Below are 22,526 nucleotides of genomic sequence, written 5' to 3'. Positions count from 1 at the left end.
AGATAAAGGAGTTTTTTTTGTGTCAAACTATCAAGCAATTACTTTTTTTGACCTAGATGGAACACTGCTGGATGCGCATTCAACAATCACCTCAGAAGTTGCATCTGCCATGAATGCCTTAAAAGAAAATCATGTCTTACCTGTCATTGCCACAGGTAGAACAGAAATTGAAATCCAAAAGATTATGCACGATGCTGGAATCACTTCAGCTGTTACCATGAATGGCTCTTATATTCGTGTGGATGGAAAAGAAATCCATTCCGAGCTTTTTTCAGAACAAGAATGTCAAAGAATGTATGAACATGTGCGGTTACAAGGCCACGAACTTTCGTACTACAATCACCAAAATATTTGGTGTACTGGCCACAATCAACTAATGATTGATGCCTATAATTTTATTCATTCTGAAGTGCCACCGATTGATCCTTTTGCCTTTCGTCAAAATCCAATCAACATGCTTTTGATTCTTTCACAAAGTGGCGATGAATATTATCATGAACAGTTTCCTGAACTAACTTTTTATCGAAACGGTCCTTATTCAATTGATACCGTGAAAAAAGGAATTTCTAAGGGTGCTGGCGTCAAACGATTAAAAGAAGAATTAGGATTGACCAATGTCCCAACTTTTGGATTTGGTGATGGTCCGAATGACTTCGCTCTGCTAGAAGCTTGCGACAATAAAATTGCAATGGGCAATGCCTACGATGGACTAAAAGAGTTGGCGACTTTCGTAACTAAGAAAAATACTGAAGGTGGCATCGTCCACGCATTGAAACATTTTGACTTAATTTAATTTTTTTAAAATAAAAAATCCGTAACGAATCTCAAAGCAGATACTACTGTTTTGAGATTTTTTTCTTTTTCTCTTAAGAAAAAACAACAGCAGTAAGAGTTCTCACCAACTAATTCAATCAGTCGGTGCCTATCAATATAAAAATCAAAAAAATTGACAAAAAAAAGGAAAAATCTTTTAATGGACATATCCACTTATGGAGATGTCTATTAAAATTTTATGAGGTGATCTTTATGAATGAAATAAATTTAAGTAAATATTTGGCTGCGATTTATCGCCAAACGAAAAAATCATGGAACCATCAAAATAGTTTTGACTTTTTAAGGGCAACACAAACAGATATTATTATGTTTGCTCTAAAAAATCCTCATCAAATCCAAAAAGATATTGCACGTCGGATGGCAATTGATCCAAGCTTATTAACAAAAGACTTGAAGTTTTTAGAAAAAGAAGGAATTATTACCCGCTCACTAAGCAATGAATCACGTGCCTATCATGTTGATTTAACTGATAAAGGGAAAAAAATTGCAGAACAACTTGGTAATGAAATGGAAGAATGGTGGATTTCGTTCTTTCACGCCCACCCAGAAATCAATCAAGCACAGTTTACTGAACAATTGAAACTCGTTTATGAAGCATTTAATGCTAATGAATAGTGAAACGCAAGGAGACCTGAATCGAAAATGGAAAAACAACTTTTAGTAAAAAACCGAAAATTGATCACTATCATTATCTTATCAGCAGCATTTATCAGTATGATGAGTCAAACAATGATGGTTACAGCGTTGCCTTTACTCAAAGACATCATGAAAGAATCATTAACTACTGTTCAATGGTTAACCACAGGCTACACCTTAATGGTTGGCGTTGTTACCCCACTAACTTCTAATGTTTATGAAAAATACTCAAGTCGTACAGTCTTTTTATCTTTGTTACTTGTCTTTTCTGTGGGGACGTCAATTGGAGCAATCGCACCCAATTTTTGGTTTTTATTATTAGGTAGACTATTACAAGCTGCAGCCGGTGGTTTTTTGATGGCTTTTCAAATGACTACTATGATGACAATCTACCCACCCAGCCAGCGTGGCATGATTATGGGCTTATCTACTTTTGTCATTGCTTTTGGCCCTGCTGTAGGTCCGACAGTTGCGGGGATCATTTTAAATTATTTAAATTGGCGTTACTTATTTATTAGTATCTTACCAATCATGCTCTTAATCCTTCTCATCAGTTTTTGGCGATTTCCTAATTATTCTCAACCAAAACCAGTCAAGATTGATTTTATTTCAGTCATCGAATCTTTCTTATCCATCTCTCTTATTATGCTAAGCATCACCATGATGAAAGGCCGACTGATTCTAGGGATTTTTCTTTTTATTCTTGGCTTTTTGATTGGCTGTCTTTTGTTGAAACGACAATTACGTATGAAAAAACCTTTAATCAATATCTATTTACTGAAACAACCCACTTTTGTAAAAATGACTGGCATTAGTATCCTGGCATACATCATTTTGGTTGGGTTAGGACAGCTGGTCTCCATCTTTGCCCAAATGCAGCTTTCAGTCGATAGCTTAACTGCTGGTCTTATCTTATTACCAGGAGCCATTTTGAACGCTTTTTCTTCGATTGTTGTTGGACGAATTTACGACAAGCATGGACCAAAGAAATTAATCATAACTGGCAGCTTTTTGATGCTCGTATCCTTTATTCCCTTCTTTCTTTCACGAGTAGAAATCAATTTAGCTTTGTTGTCCGTGACTTATGCGCTTTGTCTCTTAGGAATTGGATTAATTTTTTCACCGTCACTAACCGAAGCTTTTAAAGAAATTGAACCTTCACAAATCAGCCAAGCAACGGCTTTGAATAACACACTTCGTCAAATGTTTGCATCTATCGGAATTACGATCATGATCAGCATCGTGACAACTCCTTCATCAATGAATGTTGGGATTACTTGGGTAATGGCTTTGTGTATTGTTTTGACTATTGCTATTCCGCTTCTCCTATTCCGTTTAACATCAGAAAAAAAGTGACCATTTTATTCAAGAAAATGTTACTAAATCTCGAAGCAAGTAGTACAGCTTCGAGATTTTTTCATGAAACTAAAAATGATTCAGCGAATAAAATTGATTGAACCTTTCATTAACTCTTCTCGCATTTTAGTGCCAATACTTTTTTATTGAAAATGAATAAAAATGTGGTATACTATCTTTGTGCATAATGCATCTGTAACCCTTGTTACTTTACGGGGACGTTACGGATTCGACAGGCACAGTTTGAGCTTGAATTGCGTTTCGTAGGTTACGTCTACGTTAAAACGTTACAGTTAAATATAACTGCTAAAAACGAAAACTATTCTTACGCTTTAGCTGCCTAAAAACAGTTAGCGTAGATCCTCTCGGTATCGCCCATGTGCTCGAGTAAGGGTCCTAACTTTAGTGGGATACGTTTCAACTTTCCGTCTGTAAGTTGAAAAAGAGCTCATCAGACTAGCAATACAAAATGCCTGTCACTCGGCAAGTTGTAAAGCGAAACCTTAAATGAGTTGACTATGAACGTAGATTTTTAAGTGGCGATGTGTTTGGACGCGGGTTCGACTCCCGCCGTCTCCATATTTATATTGTTGAGACAAACAATAATCCGAAAAAACGTTGTTCAATCAACGTTTTTTTATTTTGGTCAAATAGAGAGAAGTAGCAAAACACAAACTTTTTGTATTCAAATCATAAACGAAGTGATAAATATACCACTTTAAAATGAGAAAATTCTACATCATCAAAAAATGAGTCCTTTTCTTGCTTAAAGTAAATGAATCTATATCTCAACAAAAAAACGTTATCTGAAGGCGTTCCATAAAGGAACATCTCCAGATAACGCACCGATAGAATCGTTTCATGCTTTATTAAAGTCTGAAACGTTCTACATTCTAAAAGAATCAATAGGCTCTAATAATAGAGTAATCAAGATTGTCAAAAATTACATTTTTTAGAATACTCATAGTAGCTAAATTAGGCTCCTATTCTTCAATTTAATATTGTATGAAATCAACAATTTGACCTGCTCTTTTTATTTTGTAACAGAAAATAGTTATACTTTCTTCTCACGCTTTTCCTTTTTATTCAATTAATCTATAAAAATTTTTCCATTCGAATATGCTCAACCGGCGCAATCGCCATCAAATACGTATCCCCATACGCAACGTAACCCATTTTTTCGTAAAATGACAGGGCACTTACGCGCGCTTCTAATTCGATTGTTTTCGCATGCTCTTTTTTCGCATAAAGTTCAAGATGACTGAGTAATTGTTTTCCCACACCTGCACTTTGCCTTTGCGAATCAACACATAGATACTCAACTTTCATTTTTGATTCATCTAACTTCTGACTAAGCACACCAACACCTAAAAGGAACTCATCATCAAATGCTCCAAGAATATATTGCTCCGCCTCGTGTGAAAAATCCTCTTCTTCAATCGTTAACCCCAACGGAACGCGCATGACTTTATTTCGCAAGTTTAACGTTTGTTGATATTTTTCTGAGTCGTACTCAATTTTTTGGATATCCATTTTCTTCATTCCTTTCAAATAATCATTAAAACTAGTTTCCAGTATAGCCATTCTTCAGTAACTTTTAAAGAGCAAATAAACATCTCAATCATTTTTTCAAAAAAAAAACCATTAAACACCTCCGCCAAGTGCTTAATGGTTTTGCTTACTGGATTAGGCAATTTCAATTAGACCATATTCTGATACTTCTTGACTACAAATTTCAGAATACTTAGCCATTACTTTTCCAGCTTTATCTTGAACTTCTGCATGATCGATACGATCATATTCTTCTACACAAAGAATCACTGAGTTCTCTAATTTTTTAATAATTTCGCCGGTCACTTTCTTTTTCAATCCAATCGCATGACATTCATAAATTTGTCCCAAAATGATTTCTTCTTTCTTCATAGTTAATCACCTTCTAATTATTTTATAATTCCATTGAAATTATATTAACATTAAAACCAAATGAAGAAAAATGATAACTTAAGTATTTTTATAATAAAAAAACTGATTAAATTAATTGCTGAATTTTAGCAACCATTTTAATCAGTCGAACTGTTTTTGTACTTAATATAAACTTAATTAGCAAGTAGAACTGTTTTAGCCGGCAATGTTTGTTCCAATAATGCCACGTATTGTTCTAAAAATTGTTTGTCGATTTCATCATAACCCGCGACTTTTCCGCAATCAATATCCAAAACACCTACTAATTTTCCGTCTTTAACTAAAGGAACAACGATTTCTGAACGTGCAGCTGAATCACAAGAAATATAATTTTCATGTTTTTTTACATCTGTGACAATTAATGTTTTTCTTTTTGCTGCTGACTCCCCACAAACGCCCTTACCTAGTTTAATTCTTGTACAAGAAACTCTTCCTTGAAACGGCCCAAGAATTAGTTCTTCTCCATCAAATAGATAGTATCCAGCAAAGACAGTTTCTGGTAACGCATCTGCTAAGAGTGCAGAAGAATTCGCAAGATTAGCTAACCAATTACTTTCAGCTTCAAGTAATCCTTTTTGTTGTAACAGTAAAAGCTCATACGCATCTCTTTTTTGTTTTTCTGACCACATCGTAACAACACACTCCTTTTATTCAGAAATTATAGCTCACTTATCCCTCCAATACCAGCTGTAATTTTAATGAGTAGCATTGGTAAAGCGATATCCACGACCATGAACCGTTTGGATATAGTTGACACTTCCTGCAACTTCTTCAATTTTCTTACGAATATTCTTGATGTGTGTGTCGATCACTCTTCCCGAACCTTCTTCGTTTCCTAGCAAAATCAACAACTCTTCACGAGAAAAAATTCGTAATGGATGATTCAGTAACAAGCCAAACAAACGATATTCTGATTTGGTTAAAGAAAGTTCTTTTTCATGTAACAAGATCACTTGCTTTTCTTCCAACACTTGAAATTTCTGGTAAACAGGCTGCGTATTATTTTTTAATTGTTTTTGCTTCAGCAATGCTGAACGTAGAGATTCTACTTTTGCCTTCATTAATTCAAAACTAACAGGCCAAGACCACAAAATGTTCACACCTTTTTGGAATAAGACAATTTTTTCTTTCTCTGAAAGTGGCTGAGTACAAGCGACAACTAATGGAAAACGATTCGTAACTGTTTCCGAAAGCTCTGTCAAGCGATCATCCGTAATAAGTAAAATATCTGCTGGTTCATTATGTAGCTTTGCCAGAGCAGATTGATAACTCACCTTTAGCTCTAACTGCTCTTTTTGCAATCGTTTCATTATAGGAAATACTGTTTTTTTATTTTTGGTAAATACTTTTATATGCATCTAATTCGCTCCTTTCTCTTCACTATTTTACGCAGTTTACTCAATCATACCTCTCTTTCACTCACGATCACTTATCAATTCGATTGAGTTTGTATCAATTATTTTGTAATTGTTTCAGTTATATTAAGTTTTTCTTTTTTTCGCTCAACGGATGAATCTTCACAACTTCCACACAACTCTGCCTTACAATACAAAATGTAAAAATTGAAATTGATAAAAAAGATGTTAGTGGGGAAACTATGATTAAGCTAAAAAAAATGGTCACATTTTCATTCGCGCTAAGTTTACTTTGTGCACCAATTGCCGCGCAAGCAGACACTTTAGACGACAAAATCAATGAACAAGATCAAAAAATTGAACAACTACAAAAAAATCAAACAGCTTCTGAACAAGAATTGGCAATCATTAAAGAAAATGTCAGCCAAATTGAAAAAGAAAGTTATAAGATTCTTCAACAAAAAAATACTGAAGAACAAACGTTAACTGACTTGATTCAAAAAATTGCTGATTTGAAAGAGAAAATCGCTAAACGTGAAGAACAAATTCAAAAACAAGCGCGGAATGTTCAAACGAATCAAAATGCCAGCGACATTTTGTCAGTGATGGCCGAATCTGATTCGATTAATGAAGCAATCACAAAAGCTTATGCTGTAACAAAATTAATCAGTGCAAACAAAGAAATCATGTCTGAACAACAAAAAGATCAAGCTGAATTAGAAACGCTTCAAAAGAAATCAGAAGAAAAGTTACACTCTTTGACTGAAACAACCAATGAATTGCAAGCTAAACAAGACGAGTTAACAAAGGCAAAATTAGATCAAGAAGTTAAAATCAATGAACTCTCCGCTAGTTTAGCTACTGAGAAAAAACAAAAAGAAAAATTTGAAAAACAAAAAGTTGAAGCAGAGAAAAAGCGTCAAGAGCAATTAAAAGCTTTGGCAAAACAACGTGCTGCTGAAGAAGCTGCTCGCAAAAAAGCAGAAGAAGACGCGCGCAAAGTCCAAGAGCAAAAACAAAAAGAACTAGCTGCAGCTGCTGAAAAGGAGCGCATTGCTAATGAAGAGCAAGCCCAAGCACTAGCGGTCCAAAAAGAACAAGAGCAAAAGTCTGATTCTTCAAACGAAATGAAAACAGAAACCAACACAGAAGACAGCTCACCCGTCAGTTCTGTTCCTGAAGTGCCTGAAGCAGACAACGTAACAAAACCAGAAGAAAATACTTCTGGATGGAGTGCGCCATTAAGTTCACTTGTGATTACAAGTCCTTTTGGTAATCGTGTTGATCCAACAGGTGCATCTGGTACATCTCATGACGGAATTGATTTAGCTGGAGCTTCTGGAACACCTGTTTTTGCAGCAAAAGCTGGAAAAGTTGTTGAAGCTGGCTATCACTGGTCTGCGGGAAATCACGTGATTATCCAACATGCCGATGGCTATTATTCTTATTATATGCATTTAAGCAGCTTCTCTACAACTGTTGGTGCCTCCGTTAATGCCGGAACACTTTTAGGCGGTATGGGAACAACAGGAAATTCAACTGGTGTTCACCTTCACTTCGGTATCTCAACAAGTTTATGGTCTAATTTTGTTGATCCGGCTCCACTATTAGGTATTTAAATTTAGAAAAAGCGCGAGACGACGTTCGCATTTTTCAAAAGAATTAGCTATTACGCTATTTTTTGAAAAATGATAACTTGTGTCTCACGCTTTTTTTGTATGTTGGAAATGAAAACTGGTTATTCTGCTGTTTGAATTTCTTCTGCCAAGTTAGCATAATCAATTTCTGTGTCAACAAATGTTGAATCATTGACTGGAAAATGTTGAACGAGTGATTCAATCCGACTACTTTCCACGATGCCATTTGCCAATTCAAAATCAATCACATGTCCGCCGAATGTCTTACTTTTGTCAATAAAATGTAAGTGAAAGCCGGCAGCTGCTACGCCTTGAAATAGTTCAGGAGTAAAGAAGCCAACTAATGTCCCTTCAACTTCTTCTTGGCGAAATTCTGGTTGATTTTGCGAAACTTCGACAAGCCGTTTGTAAGGTTTTTCTTGCTTTGGCATGATACGGATATGCACATTTTTAAATAATCCAGTAATTTTCACTGCAATAAATAAATTTTTTCCTGCTTCTTCTGCCAAAATTGTTTCTTTTAACACATCTCCTGTATGAGGCGTTGTGATTTCAACACTTTTATCCGCTGTAAAATCTGTTACAGCTGCATAAGGTGTTTTTTCCTCACCATTCAAACGTACAACCGAACCATCTGATCGACCTTGATAAGCAATCCCATCAACAACGATGACTTCCCCGTCTAACCCATGAAGTGTTCCTAGTCCTAACGTACCATGTTTCAAGATCTCAGCCATCTTTTCTGTTCCATCCATCAACCCAGCCATCAAGGCACCTAACGTTCCGTGTTGATATAAACTTGACTCTGTCATCTTATACACGTCCTTTTTCTTAATAGAATTGATCTGGTAAAATCGTTTCTCCGAGTTTTTCATTATCACGATAATCAATTGGAATATCAATGATTACAGGCCCTTCAGTAGCAAATCCGTCAGTTAAGGCTTGTTCTAGTTCACGAACATTTGTTGCACGAATTCCTTTTGCGCCAAAAGCTTCTGCATATTTGACAAAGTCAACTGGACCAAAGTCAACACCTGATGATCGTTGATATTTCATTTTTTCTTGGAATTCAACCATGTTATAGTGACCGTCATTCCAAACCAAGTGAACGATATTTAACTTTTTGCGTACAGCTGTTTCTAAGTCTTGTGCAGAAAACAGGAAGCCACCATCACCAGAAACTGAAACAATTTGTGTATTTGGACGAACTAATGCCGCAGAAATCGCCCATGGTAAAGCCACACCTAATGTTTGCATTCCATTACTAAATAGTAAGTGACGTGGTTCATAGCTTCTAAAGTGGCGTGCCATCCAGATATAGTGACTACCTACATCAACAGTAACTGTCATATCATCCGTAACTGCTGATTGCAGTGTATTGATGACTTCTAATGGATGTAAAATTCCTTCATCTTCTGTCTGTTCTACAACATCACGAGCGGTTAATTTTTCTTGTAACGAGTCAAGATATTCGTTAGCATCCACTGATACTTGTTGTGCTTCTAAAGAATCACTAAGTAGATCAAGTGTTGCTGCAATGTCACCAATCAATTCTCTTTCTGGTTGCATAAATGAGTCGATTTCAGCTGGTGTTTCATCGATGACGATGATTCTTGCATCTTTTTCTGCATTCCAGTTACGTGCTTCATATTCAATCGGATCGTAACCAATGGCGATTACTAAATCACTTCGTTTTAATAACATATCACCAGGTTGATTTCTAAATAACCCCACTCTTCCAAAGAAATGTGATTCTAACTGACGTGAGATGACCCCAGCAGCTTGGAATGTTTCAACAACTGGTAACGAAGTCTTTTCTACTAATTTGCGAATAGCTGTAGTTTCTTTTTCACTTGATCCGCGCATTCCTACCAATAAAACAGGAAGCTTGGCTTCGCGAATACGGTCAGCCAAGTAGTTGATATCATTTGCAGACGCAGATCCTAGTTGTGGGTCATTTAAGGGTTGGATTACATCACTTTTCACCGGCGCATCAACGACGTCCTGTGGGATACTGATAAAGCTTGCACCTTTCTTTGAACTTTTTGCCATACGATATGCATTGGCAATCACTTCTGAAATCGTTTCTGGATCTTGGATTTCAGCACTGTACTTCGTAATTGGTTTAAATAATGCTGCATTATCCATACTTTGATGCGTCAGTTTTAATAAGTCACTTCGCTTTACTTGTCCACCAATTGCTAAAACTGGATCACCTTCAGCAGTTGCTGTTACTAATCCAGTTGCTAGATTACTTGCACCAGGACCACTTGTTGCAATAACCACTCCAGGTTCACCAGTAATTCGGCCAATTGCTTGTGCCATAAATGCCGCATTTTGTTCATGACGTGTCACGATTAACTCTGGGCCTTGGTCTTCTAATTCATTGAATACCCCATCGATTTTTGCTCCAGGAATACCAAAGATATAATCTACGTGATGATTAATCAAGCTTTCTACTACAGCTCTAGAACCTTGTTTCATTTCTTTTTCCATCATACAACTTCCTTTAACAGCTTATTTTCTTTCTACTCAGATAATAAACAAGCAACATAAAGTAATACAGTTTATATATCTGTTACAAAAAATAGTATAGCATGCCTTGCAAGATTTGTTTAGTAATAAGCTAAATAAATTTCAAAAAAATAGTAACAGCTCACTCAATGTATATTCATCTACTATCTAGAAGAAAAAGGCTGATAAAGTGGCAGATTTTCTTTACCAGCTTTTTACAAGCCCCCGTTTCTTTTTTCTTTTAATTATTTTTAGCTAAAAAACATTCACGTAAAAAAATATTCCCCCCTAAAAAAAGCTCAATTTGCTTTCAAGACTGCTTTTATATTAAATAACAACGTTCTCTTCCTATCACGCGGTAATTTTAGAAATTTACTTTAAACATCATAGGCTTTAACTTTAGATGTGGTTGTCGGGGAGTTACCTCGACTGCTGCAAAAATATTTTATCAAGGGGAGAAAAGAAAAAATGAAGACAACAAAATGGAAAACGTTGCTAGCAGCTTCGATGGCAGGATTTACACTATTATCTTCTGCACCACTTCAAGCATTTGCAACGGAAACACAGGGAACTGCTGCTGGTTTAGTGATGGATGACACAGCAAACGTGATCAATGGATTAACAAATGCACACATGTGGTCAAATGACAATGGCAAGACATGGACCCGTGGGGAAAGTGGACATCTTTTCAAAGGAAAGCAAAAGGTTGTTGTTGCAAACTATGATGAACAAATTCTTAACACTGCCTATTGGACTGCACAAGCATATGCAGGTGGTGCTTATGTCATTTATAATAATGCACTGTGGACTAACTCTTATTGGGCAGAAGCTACTCAAGCTCCAGGATCTGCACCTATGTGGAAGAAAGTAAAAGATATCACTAAAGTCGGAACTTTTGACTTTAATATCTTCACTGGTTCTGCTGCTGATGATTACCAAAAAGCACAAGCAGAAACTGTTCAGAAACAGAAAAAAGTTATTGGCTATTTTGCGAACTGGCAAGGGTATAAAACAGACTACGAGCCAAATAACCCAGATTATAGCCCTACGACAGTAGATGGTAAGGGATATGATCCAGTTGATGTGCCATTTGATAAGATTACGCATGTGAACTACGGTTTTATGATTATTGACCCTACTACTGGAAAACTGACCTCAAAAGATCCTTGGGCTGATTATGCAGATGGTGGCGGTAGAAATTATATCGGTCAAATCAATGATTTAGCGGATGAGAATGATGTAACTTCAATGGTTTCAATTGGTGGTTGGAATAACTCAGTAGAAGATTTAGCATTTGATATCGTAACCAAAACACCGGAAAAGATGGATGAATTTACAACTGATATCGTTAACTTCGTGTTAAAACATGGCTTTGATGGCGTTGATATTGATTGGGAGTACCCAGACAATGAAGACCGCAAAACAAAATTTATCGCTTTGATGAAGCAATTACGTGAAAAATTAACGGTAGCAGGTAAAACAAATGATACATATTATCAATTAAGTATTGCCGTAACCGCTTCACATGAAAAAATGGAATTTATTGCACCTGAAACAGTTAATCAATACGTTGATAATTTCAATGTTATGACTTATGACTTCCGCGGTGGATTTGATACACAAACAGGGCATCACTCTGCGTTGTACGCAACAGAAACAGACAAAGACAAAAAGTTCAATGTATCTTCAGCAATGAAAGAATACAGCGAAACATACAATATACCTAAAAATAAATTAATGGTTGGGATGAGTTACTATTCTCGTGGGTTCGACAATGTTGAAACTGGTGAACTTGGTGCTCCAAGTGAGGGTGCTCCAATCGGCGGAACATGGGATGATCCAGACGCACCTGCAGGATTGATGCCTTGGTTCCAATTAAAAGAATTACAAGCAAAAGCTAACGAAGATCCGAATGACAACTTAGTTGCTAAGTGGGATGATCAAGCAAAAGCTCCTTACATTTACAATGCGGACACAAAAGAATTTTATTCTTATGATAATGTTCAATCTATTGAAGAAAAAGTGAACTGGACAATTGAAAACGAATACGGTGGCGCAATCGTTTGGGAACTTGGTTATGATACAACAGATGCGGAATTAGGTTCTATCGTGGACAATGTATTAACTTCTGAACCAACTGACCCGACTGACCCGACTGATCCTCCTGTTGAAGAAAATAAATTACTTGCTGTTGGTGTCAATGAACGAACACGAAAGACATATATCAACTTAAATCTAACGACTGAACAATTTAATAGTGAAGAACGTTTCGTTGTTTACTTGGATGGTAAATATTCATTTGAAACTTATAAAGGAAAAAGTTATTACAGCAATTCAACAAACTATGGCGAGAAGACTGGTGTTGCTAAAATCTTCGCTGGTTGGAAAGGTCAAAAAATTGAAGTATACAGCGCTCCAGGAAAACCTGGTCAAAGCACTGAAAACAAAAAGTTGTTGGAAACACTTGTTTTAGATAAAGATGTTGATTTAGGCATCGAAAAAATGAATGATGCTGTTAAAAAAATCAGTTATGACGGGAAAAATATTTATATTGATTTTGACAAAGAAGCATATAAAGGAAGTAATCGTTTCGTCGTTTGCCAAAATTATAAATATCTAGCAGAAACTTTTGAAAATAAAGCTTATTATAGCTCTATCTCTAAAGAAACCGAAGATACTATTCAAATCAAAATTAAAAAATCAGATTTGAAATCTGGGGATGTGCTTGAAGTAAGATTGAGTAGTGGCGTTCCAGGTGAAAACTCTAATACACTTAAGTCTTTAATGACATTTACTGTAAAATAGAATACACATTATGGTTACCAAAAAGAGCGAACAGTTTTTCACTGTTCGCTCTTTTTTTGTTAATCTATTTGGACCTGTATTTGTCAATCACTACACAAGTAATCAAATAGATTTGTGAAGCTATACCGATAAGGCCACTCACCCACATTTTATTCTCTCCATTTTTTTATTCAATGAAAAGGATGGACCTATTTTTTCACCAGCTAGAAATCAATTGAATTGAATTCTTTTACTTTTCATATGTATAGGGTTATTAAGCACTTTTTTATCTACTGAAGATAGATCTACCACTCTTTCAGAGTAACGGGGAAGTCATCAAAGAATTCTTTTTTTCAACGTGTAACTTCAGCTATGTTTGTAATTACTAGATTATTCAGTACTACTTTTTTACAACCGCTCTCTGCACTTCATCCTATTCAATAACTATGAAACACTAAAGGTGCTGGATATGAACAAAATTATGTCTTATCTTTACTCAACGTATTAGCTTAATGAAAAAGATGAACGATGTTAACCTCCATCTTTTACTACTTTAGTATAGCTGTTTTACTGAATTGTTTTTATCATTTATTTAATTTATTTTTTAAATTGTTGACAAAAAAACACCTTGGAAACAGCTACTATTAACTTAGTCATTTCGTCACCCAAAGCTTGTCTATTTTCACGGAAACAATTACAATTAAGCAGTAATGTAGAACGCATAGAAGAGTGGTGAAACAGACAATGGAACTATTTAATTTGCTAGAAAAAAATGGTAAAATCCAAATTTCGATCATTCATTATTTGTTAGATAAAAATTTAACGGCAGACATTCCTAAGTTACTGAATGATTTAACCATTACTTCTTTTCTTTTTAATAACAATGTTGAAGAGTTGACTTTTATCCTGAACGACTTAGAACTTGATTTAAGTCTTGAAGTCGATCACGAACAAAATCAAGTCACTTTAAAAAAAAGCAATCAAACAAGCTTGGATAAACTTTACTATTATTACTTGCAAGAATCAATCAAGTATCAGATTCTAAGGCATCTCTATTATCATTCGTCCTATTCTATCTATGAACTATCTCAAAAGTTTTTGATTAGCGAGGCCGCTGTTTACCGTCACATCACGGGACTAAATCAGTTGTTGGACGAATTTAATCTTAAAATTCGTCGAGGGAGAATAACTGGCGATGAATTACAAATTTGCTACTTTTTCTTTCAGTTGTTTTGGAACTCTGTCCCTTTAGAAGAGATACAAGGAAAAGAAAACGACCATAATAGTCTGTTGTTTGTCTCTTTTTTAGAGAAAAAATTAAAACAGCCTTTTGGTAGCACAACTCGGCTGAAATTATATCTTTGGATTCGAATCTTAAAGAAACGAACAAAAAAATTAAATAATCCTCCTTCAGTTGAGTCAATGACCATGCTGAGTGATGATTATCTTGATGATCCTGTCTACCAATTAGTTCGTGAATCTTATTTTTTATCTGTTAGTCCGTCAGCTGAGTTTCAGTTTGAGTACAAAGCGACTTATCTCTACTTGTTTATTTCTTCTCTATTCGTTATAGAACGCAGTAATCGTTTCTTGCTTCAGTCTGATGACTGGCCAACATTTAATACAAAAGTTATCGAGTTGAACAAAATGGTCGTTCAGCACGTAAAAACAGCTTATCAAATTGACTCGGCTGAAATTGATTCACGATTTATCCAAGAGTGGAAGTATTTCTTAACCCAGTTACACAGTACAATTGTTTATTTCAAAGGAAATATCACCTTTTTTGAAGAACAAATGCTATTTGATCGACTAGTTAATCAATCAATTTTTACGCCAAATTTTGAACTGGTTCAGCAAATTATTCAAGAAACCGAAGACATTCTCGGTTTTTCTCTGTTGGAAACGACAAAGCAATTAGTTACCCGAATTCACCTTTATTTTATCAATCAAATGCGACGCTTTTCTAAGTTGACGATTCAAATCGGTGTCTTTTGTAGTCGAGACAACTTACAAACAAATATCATGATGGAAAGTATCAAGAACGAGTTTGATACAAAATTTTACATCCATTGTGAAGAAGCTGAAGTTAAGAAAGACTACGACTTATTGATTTCAGACTCCGCTTTTGGAATACAACAATTTTCATTTAAAGATTTATATATCATCAATGACTTTAAAACCCAAGCGGATATCCAAGCTTTAACTCGTTTATTAAAAGACTATTCAAAGAAAGAAGGAATATAATTGAAGGTCATCGTTATCGGCGGCTCACACGCTGGGATTGCCGCTAGTAAATTTTTAAAAAAATTAGACCCAACAACTACAGTATGCCTAATCGAAAAATCAAACGTACTTGGCTTTATACCAAGCAGTATCAATTTAATTTTTAAAGGGTTGTTTTCAGCCGACGAAATGGAAAAAGGGGAAGTTGGTGACCAAGAAACCCTTGAAAACTTAGGAGTCCAGTTATTACTTGAAACAACCGTTACAAACATTGATTTGAAAAAGAAAGAAGTTTTTTATCAAGATAATGCAACTAAGCAAATTACTACAGAAACATTTGACAAACTGATTTTAGCCATGGGTTCCGATCGCTTTGCGCCATTGATTCCAGAATCAGAGGCGGTCCATTCAAGCATCATCACCTACAAAAGTCGCGCAAAAACCATTGAAGCTTATCAAAAAATCAACGACAGCAATCAAATAGCAATCGTTGGTGCTGGCTTAATTGGCCTGGAACTAGCTAGCAGTCTAGCTACAAAATCGACTAAAAAAATTACAATCATCGAGCAAATGAATCGCCCAGTATTTCGTTATTTTGATGAAGAAATCACTGATATTTTGCTACAACACATTCCTGAATCCATCGATTTACGATTATCAGAAAGTTTTAATCAATGTCAAACTGTCAAGATTGATGAACGTCAGCAATTAGAAGTTCAATTCTTCTCAGGACAAACCAAGCTGGTTGATGCTTGTGTCTTTGCCGTTAATCCCAAACCAGAAGTTGCCTTAGTTGAGGGTCTGGTGGATCTTGATTTCGATCAAACCATTTTAGTGAATGACTTTATGCAAACTTCTGATCCGGATGTCTATGCCATTGGTGATTTAATCAAACTGCCTTTTGGCTTCCATGGTGAACCAGCCTATCTCCCACTGATTGGTAATGCGCGAAAAACAGCACTTGTAGCTGCTAGTCATATTACTTTAGCAGATCCTAAACCAATTCCAGCCTCACAGCGATCGATTGGAACAGAAATTTTCGGCGTCTTTCTGGGTAGTTCTGGAATCACTCAAGACGAGGCTGATTTTTATGGATTAGAAACTTCGTCGATTACCAAAACTTATACACACTTTTCGAACTATCATCCAGTCAAAGATTTCTTTGTAACCTTCAAAGTGCTGTATGATACGAAAACGAAACAGTTATTCGGCGCTCAACTGATAAGTAATCAAAAAGATATGTTGGACCTACTCAATGTTTTGACGCAAATGATTGTCGATCAAACCAAGGTGGACGACCTTGTGTTTTCTGAACTTTATTACAATCCAAAGCTGTCGCCTTCAACTAATTTTTTGGCTGATCTAGGTTTAGAATCTTTACTCAAGTAAAAAAAGCAGTAACCCTAATCATTTTGTTTGGGGTTGCTGCTTTTTTGACAAGGTAAAACCTCCAAATAATACGTAATTAAATGAATATCAAACCTTCTAATAAAAAATAAAATACTAAAAAAACTGCCAACAAAGTTCAGACATCTGACTGTCCAACTTCGTTTGCAGTTTTTTGTATAGAATCTTATTTAGTTTCTGTTTCCGATTCTTCCTCTTTTTTCCTTCTCTTAAGAAGAATAATCCAGAAAATTCCTAGCAGGATTACTGCAAGGAGAATTCCAAAGACTAGATAAATCCACATTGGAATAGTTGCTTTCTTACCGGCATCAATCGTTGCTTCGTTGATTTCTTTCGCTTGTTTATCTGAAATTGTGAAGTTTTCATCAAAAATCCATTCATTGTCTTTCGCATCTGTCACACGCAGATGCAAGCTGTATTCACCCGCTGTTAATGGTTCTTTTTCCCAGTCAATTGCAAAACGATAGGTTGAGTTTGGTGCTAATTGCATATCATTGTCGTAAGTAACATGACGCACTTCTTTGTTCGTTTTACGATTTTTTACAGTTGCTTCATATTTTAAGTGACCATAAGCATCCATAGTTGGATTGTCTAAAATAGCTACAACACTCGTTTTTCCAAATGAAATAGCAGGTTCCACTTTTTTTAACGTTAACTTTCGTGGTACTTCTGTATCTGTTTCCGTTAATTTTAAACCTAAAATATAACCATAACTATTGACAATCCCTTTTTGGTCTTTAGCTGTTTCTTTCACTACTTGAATTGCTGCTAAAATTTGACCATCAAATTGGTCTTTTGGCATTGTCAAAGTAATCGGTACTTCTTTGCTACTCTTTTTAGGAACAGTTACTGTATCTGCTACTTTGGCAATCGAATCAATTGCGTAAGGATAATCATTTTTCTCTGATTCTTTTTTCTCATTGTAATCAATAAATCCTTGGCTATTTGTGTATGCTTGATTGATGTTGATTTTATACGTTGAATCCGCGTTGGAAGTATTGTTGATCTTCACGTGAATCGTTTGTTCTTGTGCTGGTTCCATTCGTAAATCAAAAAAGCTTTTTTCTTTGTCGATTTGGTTCTCTGGAATGACTGCTTGGATATCATAGCCGACTTCACCAGCATCTTCTTGTGCAAATGTTGGCAATGGTGCTGTCAAAAGCAAACTCAACAACAAAAGGAAACTACTTACTATCTTTCGCGACTTCTTTATTTGTTTGAACATTCTTGATTTCTCCTTATTTTAAACATTGAATAAAGAAGCCGCGCAAATGCGCAGCTCCTCGTCATTCGTTCATTTATTACTTGTTGTTACTAATTATTTTGCGTCTGCTGTGTTGTATAGTTGGTATTGGATGCTTCCAGCTAATGTATCACCTGCAACTAATACACGATCTGCATCAGTAAAACCGATTGACACATTGTCAACAGCTGTTTCAATCAAACCAGTGTTGTTTGCAGCTGTTTTAGTAGCTTCAGCTTTCGCTACGATTCCTTCAGCACCTGTTGCAGCAACTTCTGTTCCATTAATTTGGAATGAATCAACGGTAAATTCTTTTGAATCAGAAGAACGAGTTAATTTATTAGAAGCAACGTTGGCTTTAACAGACCATTCACGATCGATACGGTCATTGAAGACTTCGATTGTTTCATCTGTTAAATCAGCAGTCAAGTTATATGTTGCATTTTGTAGTTTTGATTCGAAGTTATAGGCAGCTGGTACTTTTTCCAAAGTTAACATTTTTTGATCTGGATCTGTTGGGTCAAGAGGATCTGTTGGATCGTCGTTATCAGTGATGACAACTTCTGTAGGTGTTTCACCTTTTTGATCGACTACTTCTTGTGCTTGAACACTTGTTGCTCCTAAAGTTGCTAATACCATTGCGCTTAATGTCATACTTACGATTTTTGTGTTTTTCATTTTAATAATCTCCTTTAAATTTGATTGTTATAAAAAATTAGTTATAAAAACTAATCTATTTCCGGTGTATTTAACAAAGTAACTAATTGTTTGCCAACAAACTCCCCAGTAGGTAAATCCGCTGGCAGTTCCAAATGAATCTTTTGTTTATCAATTTGATAATAGTACTCAGTTGATTGAGAAGAATAAGCTTCTAAGATTGTCCCAGCCTCATTTGGATCGGCAGCGATTTTCTGCGGTGTAGCCTGAACGACTTCACCGGATTGATTCGTGCTTAATTTTCCTCGTCCGAGTAATACTTTCACTTGGTATTCTTGACCGTTTGTAAATGTTGAAAGCTGATAGGTCAATTGCCAAGGGCTTTTTTTATTTTCCCGTTGGTCCCTGACAGCAATCAATAGGTCACTGGTTGCTTGAATCTCTTGTTCGTGAGCGGACTTTTGATAGGTTCCAAAAGTTGGCGCAGTCACTTTTTCTAACTTGATTGGGCTTTCCACAATCGTGACATTCATCGGTGTCTGATCTTCTTCTCCTAAAATTTCTTGAGCAAAAGCTGGAGTTGGGAGCAAAAGACAAAGTAGTAATCCGATGAAAAGAAACTCAATTCGTTTCTTCATCTTCGTCTCGCCTCCTTCTCAACCAGAAAACCAAGAACACCACTCCGATGAATAATGTGCCAATAAACGAAAGAATAAATACGCTAGTTTCGTTGGTCTTAGGCAGTAATGAATGATTATTATTTCCACCTATTACTCCAGGTTGTTCATTTTTTTCATTGACGATCCGAAAAGTGACTTGCTGTTCATCCATATCAAAGTTAGGTTGCTCACTGGCAAAAGTATCCAGACTGCTAAATAGAAAAAGTCCAAATACGATCATCAAGCTCTGAATGATTCTTTTTTTCATTCCTTCGCCCCCCTACTCTGGTACTTCTGTGTCGTAAAGGTTCCACTTCACGACAGCTTTACCACTGTAATCGCCGACACGCATATAATTATCACTTTGAAGTAAGACACCTTCTGATTCATTCCATGTTTTAGTCGTCATAAAGTCCGTTGGTGTCACGTCCCCTTTGCGCATAACAAGCACAGGGTCTGACATGATTGTTTGTTCGGCACTTGAGGCATCCTTTTTAAAGACGAAATCAAATGGTGCAGTAGCATCTGTCAACTCAGCCTGTACATATAATGACCAAGTTGAGGTATCTTCGCGACTGTCAAAGACACTGAGCGTCATTGGGTTCCCGCTATCCCTAGCCAAGGTTCCTTTTGATTCACTCGCTTTTCTTCCCGTCCAACTCAACATGTCTGGTGCAGTCTCAAAGGAAAGCTTTCCAGTAATATCTAATTTCAATTTCAACGTTTGAACTTCGTCGCCACGTTTCATGGTAATCGTATAATCGTTCACCCCTGGAACAATTTTATCTGCAGGAATATGCCAGCTATGGCTATTAAACTCGGTTGAACCTGTTGTGACAATTTGAGCGAACTCATTTGTTGCATCAGGATCATTTCGATTGATTGTGAAATTTAAAATATCACCATCATCTTCATCTTTCCAATAGAAAGTTAAATCATAACCATCCGCTACTTCTGAGCGATCTTTTGTTTCTGTTTTTTCAGTCACTACATTAGGTGTTTCCCAAGATAAAACTGTTGGGTGTTCCGGTTGTGGTACAACCCAGTAGGCTACTTCATCACTACTAAAGTTAGTAGCTGTATTGTTCCCAATTTCTGTTCCAGAAATCTGACTATCATGATATGTTTTTGTAGGTTCACCTTTGTTCTTCAATTTTGCTGTATAAGATAAGTTTAATTTTTGTTCAATAGATGTGAGTGGCTTTGGTACATTCAGTCCTTTATCTGCAAATGTAACAACAACATTTCCATTCTCATCAACAGTTGCTGTTCCATTAGTTGTTACACCATTGAACTCAGCTTTTACATTTGAAACGCCCTGACTAATGTTATATAAAGTCGGATCAATGAAAGAACTCCAAGTTTTAATGAAATAGCCTGCCTCAGTATCAGCTTTTAAAGTGAAGGTTGATTTCAAGGTTACTTCATTGCCGTAGTTAGCTGCGGGTAAATCTTTTGAATAGCTTTCACTATCGTTTTGATCGACTACGCTGGCACCTTCTGATTCAACATCATTAGTCACCTCTGCATCCATATCGACTGGAACTTGAGTAAAGACAAATTTTGTTTGACCACTAGATGCCCCATTTGCTGCGGTGAATCCCCAATAGGCTTTTCCTTCATTTGCGCTTAATTTCAGCTGTGCTTCAAGATCTGCATAAGGAATCGTTGTCGCATTTGTTTTGACACCTGTTACCGGATTTTCTAGATAATAAGAAAACTTTTGTGACGCTTTATCGAAATCATAACGAAATTCATACCACGTGGTATTTCGAACACCATCTAATGTTGTAAGACCTCGATGATTAATCATCGCTGTGTATCCATGAGCACCAATTCCTAAAAAACCAGTGTTCCACCAAGAACTTCCCCCCATAGAGATATAACCATTCGCTAAATCACCAGGATAAGCATACGCCATATGTGGGATGATTTTTGTGTCAGCCGATTGACCATCATAATTTGTGCCGTCACTTTCGTTCGCATCAGTATTACCATAAAGATCGAACTCAACTGCGACAGAATTTTTAATAGCAAAAACATTGGGTCTTTTACTATCTTCTTTTCCCCATGAATTTGTTCCACCATAAACACCTAAGTTTTGTCCATCACTCTTCGAATTGGCAGTGGTTAAAGCTTGACTTTTTGCAGGATCATTTTGCATAACAAAAGCAAATCCATCGGCTTGCTCAGTCCCGAAGTTCACATACGTTCTTCCGTGAAAGTCTTGATTAAAATCTAAACGATATTTATCGTTAGACCAAACACCGACAGCACGATTACTTCCTGAAAGAGAGATTTCATCATATGGCATTCCGTTGTTCTGATCAGATGAACCGGGTAAAATCACTTCTCCAGCAGAAATATTGGTACCATTAGGTCTACTTTTCGCAATCGTAGAAAAAATACCGTCTAACTTGATTGCTCCTTTTGGCACAATTGGATTTCCTGTCCCCAACGACGCACGTACCAAACCACTTCTCGCCGCAACTGCCGGTGCTACAGCACGCTGCGTTGCTGAACTAGAAGTGCTTTTCGTACTTTCAGATGTTTTCGTAGTCGATGAACTCATGGCTGATTCAGCAGAACTTGTCGTTTCAGTCGTTTCACTGGCAGTTTCTTCTGCTTCGCTTGTCGAGCTTTCAGTAGCTGTTGTCGCTTCTTCTGTTGTGTTCGTTTCCTCGCTGCTTGTTTCTTCTGTTGCCGTAAAAGAAAAATCATACGTTTCTTTCTGGTTCAATAAAACTTGTTCTTCCCCCTCATTTATCACTGGGGAAATTTTCAACGTGTAATCGAATTGCTGGGGAATTTTTTTCGTTTGGATCTCGAGTTGCATTGTTTGAGCTTGCTGATTATTTTCACCAATTTGATAAATACCATTTTTATCTGGTTGTACTTGTTGCTCTTTATCTGGTTGGTAAACACTAAGCACATCAGTAGGTTCAGTAACAGTGAAAGTCATTTGTCGATTCATTTCAGACGATGATTTTTCAATCAATACCGTCCAAACAAGATTACCAGATTCGACTTGTTCAACTTTTTGGAGCGAAACATTGCCAACTTGGTTCTGATTTTCTTGCGCACTCTCTGTTGCCACAGCCTGAACGATTTCTGGCGAAGCCAACATTGTCGGTGCAATGAATAGTGAAACTGTTGCTTGTAAGACCAACATTTTCGTAAACTTTTTCACTTTTTCTCCTCCCTTCTGCTCATTTTACTGTTTTGATTTTGTGCATAAACGAATTAAGCACACAGAACA

General features: G+C 36.4%; 18 protein-coding genes, 1 other RNA gene and 1 pseudogene. 9 read left to right on the top strand and 11 right to left on the bottom strand.

From position 1 onward, the window contains the following. The first annotated feature begins 19 nt into the window (after window positions 1–19). The 5 genes and pseudogenes from IGJ66_RS03840 to IGJ66_RS03820 form a co-directional block, all read left to right on the top strand. Complete coding sequence (locus IGJ66_RS03840) at window positions 20–793, top strand: Cof-type HAD-IIB family hydrolase (protein ID WP_067484039.1); 774 nt, start codon at window positions 20–22, stop codon at window positions 791–793. Between the two features lie 233 nt (window positions 794–1,026). Beyond that, on the top strand, window positions 1,027–1,449 hold the full coding sequence (locus IGJ66_RS03835; RefSeq protein WP_430616846.1) for a MarR family winged helix-turn-helix transcriptional regulator: 423 nt from the start codon (window positions 1,027–1,029) through the stop codon (window positions 1,447–1,449). Window positions 1,450–1,476: 27 nt separating this feature from the next. After that, window positions 1,477–2,826 (top strand): MFS transporter, encoded by a 1,350-nt coding sequence (locus IGJ66_RS03830; protein ID WP_430616845.1) that lies wholly within the window; start codon window positions 1,477–1,479, stop codon window positions 2,824–2,826. Window positions 2,827–3,040: 214 nt separating this feature from the next. Beyond that, window positions 3,041–3,408: a transfer-messenger RNA gene (ssrA, locus tag IGJ66_RS03825) on the top strand. A gap of 239 nt (window positions 3,409–3,647) precedes the next feature. After that, window positions 3,648–3,776 (top strand): annotated as a pseudogene (locus IGJ66_RS03820) (IS3 family transposase); the annotation flags it as partial. 145 nt (window positions 3,777–3,921) lie between these two features. Here the strand turns inward: IGJ66_RS03820 and IGJ66_RS03815 are convergent. From IGJ66_RS03815 to IGJ66_RS03800, 4 genes are all read right to left on the bottom strand, one after another. After that, window positions 3,922–4,359 carry a GNAT family N-acetyltransferase gene (locus tag IGJ66_RS03815; protein WP_430616844.1) on the bottom strand — a complete coding sequence of 146 codons (438 nt, stop codon included), beginning with the start codon at window positions 4,357–4,359 and terminating at the stop codon, window positions 3,922–3,924. Between the two features lie 153 nt (window positions 4,360–4,512). Further along, window positions 4,513–4,749 carry a hypothetical protein gene (locus tag IGJ66_RS03810; RefSeq protein ID WP_067484028.1) on the bottom strand — a complete coding sequence of 79 codons (237 nt, stop codon included), beginning with the start codon at window positions 4,747–4,749 and terminating at the stop codon, window positions 4,513–4,515. A gap of 173 nt (window positions 4,750–4,922) precedes the next feature. Next, window positions 4,923–5,417, bottom strand: coding sequence for a GAF domain-containing protein (locus IGJ66_RS03805; protein WP_067484027.1), 495 nt, complete (start codon window positions 5,415–5,417; stop codon window positions 4,923–4,925). A gap of 66 nt (window positions 5,418–5,483) precedes the next feature. Next, the gene (locus tag IGJ66_RS03800; protein WP_067484025.1) at window positions 5,484–6,146 is read right to left on the bottom strand and encodes a winged helix-turn-helix transcriptional regulator; all 663 of its coding nucleotides are present in this window, start codon (window positions 6,144–6,146) and stop codon (window positions 5,484–5,486) included. A gap of 239 nt (window positions 6,147–6,385) precedes the next feature. Between IGJ66_RS03800 and IGJ66_RS03795 the strand changes: the two genes are divergently transcribed. Then, on the top strand, window positions 6,386–7,762 hold the full coding sequence (locus tag IGJ66_RS03795) for a M23 family metallopeptidase (protein ID WP_075491372.1): 1,377 nt from the start codon (window positions 6,386–6,388) through the stop codon (window positions 7,760–7,762). A gap of 119 nt (window positions 7,763–7,881) precedes the next feature. Here IGJ66_RS03795 and budA read toward each other — a convergent pair whose 3' ends face one another. Beyond that, window positions 7,882–8,592 (bottom strand): acetolactate decarboxylase, encoded by a 711-nt coding sequence (gene budA / locus IGJ66_RS03790; RefSeq protein WP_067484021.1) that lies wholly within the window; start codon window positions 8,590–8,592, stop codon window positions 7,882–7,884. Between the two features lie 19 nt (window positions 8,593–8,611). Beyond that, the gene (gene alsS, locus IGJ66_RS03785) at window positions 8,612–10,276 is read right to left on the bottom strand and encodes an acetolactate synthase AlsS (RefSeq protein ID WP_430616843.1); all 1,665 of its coding nucleotides are present in this window, start codon (window positions 10,274–10,276) and stop codon (window positions 8,612–8,614) included. A gap of 486 nt (window positions 10,277–10,762) precedes the next feature. Here alsS and IGJ66_RS03780 point away from each other — a divergent pair, with 486 nt between their 5' ends. From IGJ66_RS03780 to IGJ66_RS03770, 3 genes are all read left to right on the top strand, one after another. Further along, window positions 10,763–13,099, top strand: coding sequence for a glycoside hydrolase family 18 protein (locus IGJ66_RS03780; RefSeq protein ID WP_430616842.1), 2,337 nt, complete (start codon window positions 10,763–10,765; stop codon window positions 13,097–13,099). A 723-nt stretch (window positions 13,100–13,822) separates the two neighbouring features. Next, window positions 13,823–15,322 carry a helix-turn-helix domain-containing protein gene (locus IGJ66_RS03775; RefSeq protein ID WP_430616841.1) on the top strand — a complete coding sequence of 500 codons (1,500 nt, stop codon included), beginning with the start codon at window positions 13,823–13,825 and terminating at the stop codon, window positions 15,320–15,322. Next, complete coding sequence (locus IGJ66_RS03770; RefSeq protein ID WP_430616840.1) at window positions 15,323–16,690, top strand: FAD-dependent oxidoreductase; 1,368 nt, start codon at window positions 15,323–15,325, stop codon at window positions 16,688–16,690. 184 nt (window positions 16,691–16,874) lie between these two features. Here IGJ66_RS03770 and IGJ66_RS03765 read toward each other — a convergent pair whose 3' ends face one another. The 5 genes from IGJ66_RS03765 to IGJ66_RS03745 form a co-directional block, all read right to left on the bottom strand. Next, entirely contained in the window at window positions 16,875–17,933 is a 1,059-nt protein-coding gene (locus IGJ66_RS03765; protein WP_430616839.1) for a DUF916 and DUF3324 domain-containing protein, read from the bottom strand. A 93-nt stretch (window positions 17,934–18,026) separates the two neighbouring features. Beyond that, window positions 18,027–18,629 (bottom strand): hypothetical protein, encoded by a 603-nt coding sequence (locus tag IGJ66_RS03760; RefSeq protein WP_071869128.1) that lies wholly within the window; start codon window positions 18,627–18,629, stop codon window positions 18,027–18,029. Window positions 18,630–18,679: 50 nt separating this feature from the next. Then, window positions 18,680–19,246, bottom strand: coding sequence for a hypothetical protein (locus IGJ66_RS03755; RefSeq protein ID WP_218658131.1), 567 nt, complete (start codon window positions 19,244–19,246; stop codon window positions 18,680–18,682). After that, window positions 19,230–19,535 carry an LPXTG cell wall anchor domain-containing protein gene (locus tag IGJ66_RS03750; protein WP_430616838.1) on the bottom strand — a complete coding sequence of 102 codons (306 nt, stop codon included), beginning with the start codon at window positions 19,533–19,535 and terminating at the stop codon, window positions 19,230–19,232. Before IGJ66_RS03750 ends, IGJ66_RS03755 begins: the two co-directional genes overlap by 17 nt. 12 nt (window positions 19,536–19,547) lie before the next feature. Then, window positions 19,548–22,457 carry a lectin-like domain-containing protein gene (locus IGJ66_RS03745; RefSeq protein WP_430616837.1) on the bottom strand — a complete coding sequence of 970 codons (2,910 nt, stop codon included), beginning with the start codon at window positions 22,455–22,457 and terminating at the stop codon, window positions 19,548–19,550. Window positions 22,458–22,526: the final 69 nt, after the last annotated feature.

This window comes from Enterococcus sp. DIV0176 (assembly GCF_050528535.1).
Taxonomy (GTDB): Bacteria; Bacillota; Bacilli; order Lactobacillales; family Enterococcaceae; genus Enterococcus_B; species Enterococcus_B thailandicus.
Note: the sequence above shows the minus strand (reverse complement) of the source record. Positions and strands in the feature narration are given on the sequence as shown.